Source organism: Mesorhizobium sp. M2A.F.Ca.ET.037.01.1.1 (assembly GCF_003998075.1).
In the GTDB taxonomy this organism is placed as follows: Bacteria; Pseudomonadota; Alphaproteobacteria; order Rhizobiales; family Rhizobiaceae; genus Mesorhizobium.
The window spans coordinates 1-6,259 of sequence record NZ_RZSA01000329.1 but is presented as its reverse complement, the minus strand read 5'-3'; the positions used below and the strand labels follow the sequence as shown (position 1 = coordinate 6,259).

The 6,259-nt window shown below is 63.6% G+C and carries 7 protein-coding genes and 1 pseudogene; 1 reads left to right on the top strand and 7 read right to left on the bottom strand.

The window, feature by feature from the left end:
* Nucleotides 1-1,167: pseudogene (locus tag EOA27_RS17545) on the top strand (FAD-dependent oxidoreductase); the annotation flags it as partial.
* Nucleotides 1,168-1,174: 7 nt separating this feature from the next.
* On the opposite strand, the gene EOA27_RS17540 reads toward EOA27_RS17545, so the two are convergent.
* The 7 genes from EOA27_RS17540 to hslV all read right to left on the bottom strand — a co-directional run bounded on the left by EOA27_RS17540 (nucleotide 1,175) and on the right by hslV (nucleotide 6,184).
* The gene (locus EOA27_RS17540; RefSeq protein ID WP_126080085.1) at nucleotides 1,175-2,134 is read right to left on the bottom strand and encodes a DUF1402 family protein; all 960 of its coding nucleotides are present in this window, start codon (nucleotides 2,132-2,134) and stop codon (nucleotides 1,175-1,177) included.
* 189 nt (nucleotides 2,135-2,323) lie between these two features.
* On the bottom strand, nucleotides 2,324-2,767 hold the full coding sequence (locus EOA27_RS17535; protein WP_126080086.1) for a type II toxin-antitoxin system VapC family toxin: 444 nt from the start codon (nucleotides 2,765-2,767) through the stop codon (nucleotides 2,324-2,326).
* Nucleotides 2,764-3,003, bottom strand: coding sequence for a hypothetical protein (locus EOA27_RS17530; RefSeq protein WP_126080087.1), 240 nt, complete (start codon nucleotides 3,001-3,003; stop codon nucleotides 2,764-2,766). The genes EOA27_RS17535 and EOA27_RS17530 overlap by 4 nt, the downstream gene beginning before the upstream one ends.
* Before the next feature lie 135 nt (nucleotides 3,004-3,138).
* The gene (gene hslU, locus EOA27_RS17525) at nucleotides 3,139-4,449 is read right to left on the bottom strand and encodes an ATP-dependent protease ATPase subunit HslU (protein ID WP_126080088.1); all 1,311 of its coding nucleotides are present in this window, start codon (nucleotides 4,447-4,449) and stop codon (nucleotides 3,139-3,141) included.
* A gap of 5 nt (nucleotides 4,450-4,454) precedes the next feature.
* Nucleotides 4,455-5,051 (bottom strand): DUF2585 domain-containing protein, encoded by a 597-nt coding sequence (locus tag EOA27_RS17520; RefSeq protein ID WP_126080089.1) that lies wholly within the window; start codon nucleotides 5,049-5,051, stop codon nucleotides 4,455-4,457.
* Nucleotides 5,052-5,054: 3 nt separating this feature from the next.
* Entirely contained in the window at nucleotides 5,055-5,582 is a 528-nt protein-coding gene (locus tag EOA27_RS17515; RefSeq protein WP_127256785.1) for a GNAT family N-acetyltransferase, read from the bottom strand.
* 50 nt (nucleotides 5,583-5,632) lie between these two features.
* Entirely contained in the window at nucleotides 5,633-6,184 is a 552-nt protein-coding gene (hslV, locus tag EOA27_RS17510; RefSeq protein ID WP_040986886.1) for an ATP-dependent protease subunit HslV, read from the bottom strand.
* Between the last annotated feature and the right edge of the window lie 75 nt (nucleotides 6,185-6,259).

Here is a 6,259-nt window from a genome sequence, read left to right as displayed (position 1 = left end):
CCGGGATCTGGGTTAAGACGGGCCGGTGACACTGGTCGGCGACGAGCCGCATCTGCCCTATGAGCGACCGCCGCTGTCGAAGGACGCGATGACCGGTGAGGCTCCGGGCATCAAGGCGATCGCCACAGAGGAGCTCTTCGCCGAACGCGCGATCCGGCACATCCATTCCGTCCGGGCCGTCGCGATCGACCGCGCGGCCCATATCGTGCAGCTGTCGGACGGCTCTTCGCTTGCCTACGACAAGCTGCTGCTGGCCACCGGCTCCGTGCCGCGGCAGTTGCCGATGCCAGGCCTTGGGTCGCGCTGCGTCTATCTGAGGACCTTCAGCGACGCGTTCGCCATCCGTGCCCATCTCGGTGCGGAAAGGCGCATCGCCGTCATCGGCGGTGGGTTCATCGGGCTGGAGCTTGCCGCCTCGGCGCGCAAGCTCGGCGCCACGGTCACCGTCATCGAGGCGCAGCCGCGCATCCTGAGGCGCGGCGTGACGGCCGAGATCGCGGAGATCATTCACAAGGCGCATGAGGCCGAGGGCGTCCCGATCCGCACCGGCCAGGGGATCGCCGCGATTGCCGATGACGGCAAGGACGTCGCCATCACGCTGGCCGACGGACAAAGGATCGTTGCCGATCTCGCGGTGATCGGCATCGGCGCCGTGCCGGTGACGGCGCTTGCCGCCGAAGCGGGGCTCGCGATCGACAATGGCATCGCCGTCGACGAGCATTTGCGCACCGCCGACCCGGATATCTTCGCCGCCGGCGATTGCTGCTCGTTTCCGCTGGCGATCTATGGCGGCCGTCGCGTGCGGCTGGAGGCCTGCGCAACGCCCAGGAACAAGGCGCATTGGCCGCCAGGAACATGATGGGCGCCAACGAGGCGCATGGCGCCGTGCCTTGGTTCTGGTCGGATCAGTACGGCCTGACCTTGCAGATCGCCGGGCTTCCCGACGAGGGCAAGAGCATCGTGCGGCGCGACCTCGACGACGGCGCCTTCATTCTGTTCCATCTGGCGGAGGACGGCAGGCTGGTCGCCGCCAGCGGCATCGGCCCCGGCAATGCGGTGGCGCGCGATATCCGCCTGGCGGAGATGCTGATCGCCAAGCGGGGGAAGCCGGCGCCGGAAGCGCTCGGCTCGCAGGCGGTCAAGCTGAAGTCGCTGCTGGCAGCTTGAGGTCTGGTTAGAAAAGCGCCTTCAGCTCGTCCAGCTTGTCGTTGACCAGCCAGCCGTAATAGTTCTCCTCGGGCAGCTTTTCCGGTTCGCCGGCGGCGCGGCGTCTGTCGTTCTCGGCCTTCAGCGCATAGGCGCGCTGCTCGGGGTTGCCGACATTGTAGAGCGTGGCGGTAAGCCCCGGATTGTGGGAGATGTCGAAGCCGGCGATGCTGCGATAGGCGTCGATCGACTTCCTGATGGTCGCTGCAACGTAAGGCAGCGTCAGGTCCGGGTCCATGATGGTCTTGTAGACCGCATTGGGATCCTCGACATCAAGCTTCGGCAGGCCGGAGACCTTGTGCACGAGATCGCTCATCTGCAGCGCGGTCAGCGGGTTCAACTGGCCGAGACCGAAGGTCTGGCCGGCATAATAGGGCTGGAAGAAGGTTGCGCCGAAGCGGTCGTTGGGGAAGCTTGTGCCGCCGACGGTCTTGCCGCGAAAGGCATGGTTCCACACCTGCTCGCGGCATTCCCACAGATCGTAGCTGTCGTCCATGCCGGCGCATTTCTTGAATTCCGGCCGCTGAACGAAATCGCCGACATCCTCGCCCTCATAGGCGAAGGTCAGCTTGCTCGACAGATAGGACATCGCCTTGACGTAGTAGGTCTGCAGGCGGTCATAGGCGTCGACATTGTAGGTGTGCTCGCCGACGATGGCGCCGACGATATGCATCGGATCGATACCGTAGGCAGCCGCCACCTTCCTGATCTTGCCGCGCAGCTCGGCATCGTTCTGCAGCAACGCGTAGACTTTACGGTACTTGGCCTGGAAGGTGGTGTTGGTTGCCTGGGTGCGCCGGCTGGACGCGCCCGGAATGTCCGGCTGCACGGCGTTGCGATTGCCCGGAGGCACCATGGTCGCGGCATCGGCGATCGTCACCGCCGCCGCCAAAGCGATGCCCAGAAAAAGCAGGATATATTTCTTCATGCCGCCGCCTTTGAATTCGCGGCAAACTAGGAAAAGCGCACGACAGAGTCGAGAGAAGGCGCGGTCAAACCGGATCGAAAGGCGGCCAGATGGTACCGTCTGGCCACACTGCAGGTTTTAGATAAAGGACCGTCACCAAGAGATCAGCCGCCGTTAAATTGCCGAGCCGGCGGATATCGGTCAACGGCATTAATCCGAGCCAGCTGAGAGCTGCTCCAGGGTCATGCAGAGATTGGCGATTTCACGGGGAGCCTTCTGGTGCAGCACTCGTACAAGGCGTTCATCCGCGGTCACAAAGCGACAGTTTCGGCTCATCGCAAGGCAGACATACATGCAGTCATAGGCCGGATGACCGATATCCGTCGCCAGTTCGGTCGCTTTGGCGAGCAATCCCCGCATGCCGAACAATTCGATATCGCTACGCTCCAGCAAGCTTGCGGCCATCTTCGCCTCTTCGCGACTGACTTCACCGCGCAGGACCTTCTTCCAGAGAATGTTGGCGCACTCAACGATCAGCAGTTCCGGCGCCGCGAAGCGTCGACCATGCCGCAAGCCAAGTGCCAGAGACGTACCCTCCTCCTCGACCACCCATTTGACAGCGATGCTGGCGTCTACGACGAGCGTTTCCGTCACCGTTCGTCACGTCCTTCGCGCAGCAGCACTTCGGAGGGTGTCTGCTTTCGCTGCGCGGTGAGCCGCCGCAGCCGGGCGGCCAGTTCATCGAACGAGGGCTCGCTCTCATTTTCCAGCGCCTGCCTGAGGATTTCACGGTGCTCGGCCTCAGCCGAGCGCCCATGCCGGGCGGCACGCATCTTCAGCTTGGCGATCAAGTCGTCATCCAGATTGCGGACGTGCAGATTTCCGGCCATACGCCTTCCATGCTCTCATTGAGAGCAATGATAGCATTGGGCCAGCATCCAATCAAGACCCGCGCTGGGCGCGGCAGACATCCGTCCCATGCGCCAACGAGCGAGAAGGAAGGATAGCTGCCGCCGGCGGCGGAGCTACAGGATGAAGCGCGACAGGTCGGTGTTGCGCGACAGGTCGCCGACATGCTTCTCGACATAGGCGGCGTCGATGACGACTTGGGTGCCGTTGCGGTCCGGCGCGTCGTAGGAGATCTCGTCCAGCACGCGCTCCATGACCGTCTGCAGGCGCCGTGCGCCGATGTTCTCGACGCTGGCGTTGAGGTCGACGGCGATGCCGGCCAGCGAATCGATGGCGTCGTCGGTGAAGCTCAGCTCGACGCCCTCGGTCTTCATCAGCGCGATATACTGCTTGATGAGGCTGGCCTCGGTCTCGGTGAGGATGCGGACGAAATCCGCCTTCTCCAGCGCGCGCAGCTCGACGCGGATCGGCAGGCGGCCCTGCAATTCCGGCAGCAAGTCTGACGGCTTCGAGACGTGGAAGGCGCCGGAAGCGATGAACAGGATATGGTCGGTCTTGATCGGCCCGTATTTGGTCGCGACCGTGGTGCCTTCGACCAGCGGCAGCAGGTCGCGCTGCACGCCCTCGCGCGACGGGCCGCCCGAAATGTCGCTCCTGGCCGCGATCTTGTCGATCTCGTCGAGGAAGACGATGCCGTCGTTCTCGGCCGAGTCCAGCGCGCGACGCACGACCTCGTCCTGGTCGAGCAGCTTGTCGGACTCGTCGTTGACGAGCAGCGCGTAGGAATCGCGCACCGTCGTCTTGCGGGTCTTGGTCCTGCGGCCGCCCATCGCCTTCGACAGCATGTCGTTGATGTTGAGCACGCCGACATTGGCGCCCGGCATGCCGGGGATCTCGAAGCCTGGCATGCCGCCATTGCCGGTGTCGGCCACCTCGATCTCGATCTCCTTGTCGTCGAGCTCGCCGTCGCGCAGCTTCTTGCGGAAAGAATCGCGCGTGGCCGGGCTCGCCGTCTTGCCGACCAGGGCTTCCAGCACGCGCTCCTCGGCGTTGATCTGGGCGCGCGCGGCGACATCCTCGCGCATCTTTTCGCGGGTCAGGCCGATGGCGACCTCGACGAGGTCGCGCACGATCTGCTCGACATCGCGGCCGACATAGCCGACCTCGGTGAACTTGGTCGCCTCGACCTTGACGAAGGGCGCGCCGGCGAGCCGCGCCAGGCGGCGCGAGATCTCGGTCTTGCCGACGCCGGTCGGGCCGATCATCAGGATGTTCTTCGGCATCACCTCTTCGCGCATCTGGCCTTCCAGCTGCTGGCGGCGCCAGCGGTTGCGCAAGGCGATGGCCACGGCGCGCTTGGCGTCCTTCTGGCCGATGATGAAGCGGTCGAGTTCCGAAACGATTTCGCGGGGAGAAAAGGTGCTCATATTACTCAAATTCCACTTTGCCACTGCCTGATGGACTCGAACGGATGCAGCAGCATGATCACGTTGAGCGTCAGATTGTCCCGGATGATGTAGCCCGTGCCGAGCTCGAAGATGAGCGCCAGGGCCACGATCACCCATATAGGTAGCTTTCGCGCCATCACAAATCCCAGCACCATGAACAGCGTGTCGGACACCGAGTTGATGATCGAATCGCCGTAATAATTCAGCGAGATGGTGCCGGCGCGGTAGCGCTCGATGATGAAGGGGCTGTTCTCCAGGATCTCCCAGCCGCCTTCGATGAGGACGGCGAAGGCGAGCCTCAACCCGACCGGCGAGCGCGGGAACAGCGCCCAGGCCAGCGCATAGAACAGGAAGCCGTGGATGATGTGCGAGAAGGTGTACCAGTCGGCGATGTGCTGGGAATTCTCCGAGCTGTTGACCACGCCGTGCCAGAGCTTGACGTAGCCGCAGGTGCAGATCGGCGGATGCCCCATGCCGTATAGGGTGCCCGCCTGGAACACGATCAAGGCGAGCACCAGCAGCAGGCCCATGCGCCAGCTGTCCTCATAGGCGGAAAGAGTCTTGTCCTCAGGCGCGGTCATTCGTCAGTCCCCCAGATCTTCATCGTCGTCTTCGTCCGCATCGACGGCCATCAGCACGACGTCCCCATATTGCGAATGCCTGTGGCCGATCGGCCTGAAGCCGGCCTTCTCATAGGCGCGGATGGCGCGGCCGTTGTCGGGATGCGGGTCGATGATGACGCGCGGCGCGCCTTCCCCGAACAGTTCCTCGACGAACTGGCTCAGGATTGCCGAGCCATGGCCGACACCGACCAGCTCCGGCGGGCCGATCGTAAGATCGACGCCCAGCGTGCCGAAGGGCTGGTCGGCGTAAGGATGGTCGTCCTCCAGATGCGGATCATAGCTCTGCAGATAGGCGATCGGCCTGCCGTCGAGCTCGACGATCAGCGGCTCCACCGAGACCGAATCCATATGCTCGCGGATCTCGGCGATTTCCTTGTCCGGATCGTCCCACCACTCAGCGACATGCGGCTCGCGCAGCCACCTGGCGATCAACGCCAGATCCTTCTCGGTGACCGGCCGAAAATCGTAGCTATGCTGCTGAGTGACCATGACCTTATCCAAAAACCGGCTCCCACTTTTTGGGATCATGGTCGGCAAGCTCAAGCGGCATCGAGCGTTTCGACAACAAAATTGTTGTTGGTGTAGACGCAGATGTCGGACGCGATCTGCATGGCCTTGCGGGCGATCTCCTCGGCGTCCTTGTCGGTGTCGATCAGCGCGCGGGCCGCGGCCAGGGCGTAATTGCCGCCGGAGCCTATGGCCATCACGCCATGCTCGGGTTCCAGCACGTCGCCATTGCCGGTCAGCGCCAGCGAGACCGACTTGTCGGCGACCAGCATCATGGCTTCCAGGCGGCGCAGGTAACGGTCGGTGCGCCAGTCCTTGGCGAGCTCGACGCAGGCGCGCGTCAGCTGATCGGGATATTGCTCGAGCTTGGCTTCGAGCCGCTCCAAGAGGGTGAAGGCGTCGGCAGTGGCGCCGGCGAAGCCGGCAATGACGCTGCCTCCCTTGCCGATGCGGCGCACCTTGCGGGCGTTGCCCTTCATGATGGTCTGGCCAAGGCTGACCTGGCCGTCGCCGGCGATCACGACCTTGTTGCCCTTGCGCACGCTGATGATGGTCGTGGCGTGCATGGTGAGTTCATTCGACATTTTGAGCTCCGATTCGCGCTATCCCTTGAAGGCGATTGGCGCGGTACGAGTGAGTTGGATGGGCCATATGTATGC

What these genes read in the sequence shown, in the direction of transcription:
- EOA27_RS17540 (WP_126080085.1), bottom strand. Translation starts at nt 2,134, where the DNA reads ATGAAGAAATATATCCTGCTTTTTCTGGGCATCGCTTTGGCGGCGGCG.
- EOA27_RS17530 (WP_126080087.1), bottom strand. Translation starts at nt 3,003, where the DNA reads ATGGCCGGAAATCTGCACGTCCGCAATCTGGATGACGACTTGATCGCC.
- hslV (WP_040986886.1), bottom strand. Translation starts at nt 6,184, where the DNA reads ATGTCGAATGAACTCACCATGCACGCCACGACCATCATCAGCGTGCGC.
- EOA27_RS17520 (WP_126080089.1), bottom strand. Translation starts at nt 5,051, where the DNA reads ATGACCGCGCCTGAGGACAAGACTCTTTCCGCCTATGAGGACAGCTGG.
- hslU (WP_126080088.1), bottom strand. Translation starts at nt 4,449, where the DNA reads ATGAGCACCTTTTCTCCCCGCGAAATCGTTTCGGAACTCGACCGCTTC.
- EOA27_RS17515 (WP_127256785.1), bottom strand. Translation starts at nt 5,582, where the DNA reads ATGGTCACTCAGCAGCATAGCTACGATTTTCGGCCGGTCACCGAGAAG.